Below are 1,155 nucleotides of genomic sequence, written 5' to 3'. Positions count from 1 at the left end.
TCGTGTCCCCGGTCTCGGCTTCAATGCCCGGCTACTGGCTGCGGAGGCAGATGGGCGCCGGCGTCCCACCGACGACGATCGGTCTTTTCTCATGTAGCTGTCGGGGAAACGAGGCAGGTTTTCCGCCAGAACCCGCCAGTCGTCGCGCTCGCGTTCGCCTTCCTTGCGCGCACCGAACAACTGGATGATGATCTTGCCGTCGGACCCATATGCTTCGAGCGAGGTGACGTGACTGTCATTGGTCGGCTTGCGCACGGCCCAAACCTCACGGATTTGGTGGGTCCTGAGATGCAGCCGGAACGTTTCGTCCAGCACATGGATGCACGGCCCGATCTGCTTGACCGACTTGATTAAGCCGGAATGGGTCTGGATAGAACCTCGGTTGCCGACGAAGCACATGATCGGCAATTCGTCTTCGGCCGCACGCTGGAGCACGGCGCCAACTGCGGCATTGTCGAGCAGCCAAGCGTAATCCTGGCCGACCATGCGCAAAGCCTGGCAGCGGCTGAGCTTGAGCGTCTTTAGAAGGTTGACGTCAGTCAGCCGGCTCCAGTGCTCGCGTAGGTCGTCCACCGTGCCGGCCCAGTCCGCAGTCCTCGCGCCCAGGTCGGCTACTCTCGCCTTAAGCGACATGGTCGGCTCCTGGTTGGCGGATACGAGCTCGGCCACCAGCTTTCGATAGGCATGAAGGTTGGAGACCGGCCTGAGATGCACCTTATGCACTGCTGCGCCGGTGGCGTCGAAGAATTGCAAACTGCGCTGGATTCCGCCGCGATGGCGCCTTTCAACAGCGAAACCATACCTCCAAGCTTGCGGGAAGACGCGAAGGTCGAATTCGTCACCAAGGACCATGGCGTGATTGTTGCCGGTTATCACTCTGTTGAAGACGCCAATCTTTTCGTGCACGGCACCTTGATTGCGGGTCAGCGCCGTCACTTCGCCCACGAATTCGAGGCCCGTCAGAACGTGATTGACGCGCGGGTCGATGCGTGCCGCGCCGAAACCGCAATGGGCCGCGACCAGTTCCGCTTCCGAAATGGCCAATTGGGCTGCGAAATCACGCGCGGGAATGTTCGGACAGACTTCCCACGCACGCCGGATTTCGTTGGGCGACCGCTTCTTGCGCTGATCCATGTTTTTACCCCTGCCCCGTTC

The 1,155-nt window shown here is 60.9% G+C and carries 1 pseudogene; it reads right to left on the bottom strand.

Going from position 1 to position 1,155, the window contains the following annotated elements:
• Positions 1-102: 102 nt before the first annotated feature.
• Positions 103-1,134 (bottom strand): annotated as a pseudogene (locus tag EOA27_RS37380) (ChuX/HutX family heme-like substrate-binding protein); the annotation flags it as partial.
• Positions 1,135-1,155: the final 21 nt, after the last annotated feature.

The sequence above is a fragment of the Mesorhizobium sp. M2A.F.Ca.ET.037.01.1.1 genome, from assembly GCF_003998075.1.
Taxonomy (GTDB): domain Bacteria; phylum Pseudomonadota; class Alphaproteobacteria; order Rhizobiales; family Rhizobiaceae; genus Mesorhizobium.
Note: the sequence above shows the minus strand (reverse complement) of the source record. Positions and strands in the feature narration are given on the sequence as shown.